Origin of the sequence: Halomonas borealis, assembly GCF_004798905.1 — a bacterium.
In the GTDB taxonomy this organism is placed as follows: domain Bacteria; phylum Pseudomonadota; class Gammaproteobacteria; order Pseudomonadales; family Halomonadaceae; genus Halomonas; species Halomonas borealis.
Genome location: NZ_SDMO01000111.1, coordinates 1 through 246 on the forward strand (window position 1 = coordinate 1; position 246 = coordinate 246).

General features: G+C 35.0%; 1 protein-coding gene. It reads left to right on the forward strand.

Annotated features, from left to right (window positions below):
- A partial coding sequence (locus ETC07_RS16340) for a hypothetical protein (protein WP_205742582.1) occupies positions 1-182 on the forward strand: 182 nt, incomplete at its 5' end.
- Positions 183-246: the final 64 nt, after the last annotated feature.

Sequence of the window (246 nt, forward strand, 5' to 3'; positions counted from 1 at the left end):
TTATTCAAGCAGTACGTGAAGCTTTTGCTGACCAAGATATTCAAACAGTATGGATCTTTGAGGAGGCAGATCGCGGAGCTATTTATAAAGGTGGCGTGATTGTTGGAGCAAACCAAAACATCAATTTTGAAATTGATGGAGAAACCTTAGAAATTACAGAATTAGGAGAGGAGTATTTATGATTATTCCAAAAAATTATGAGGAACTAGCTGAAATTGTAAAATCAGAAGGTAAACATGTCTTGTT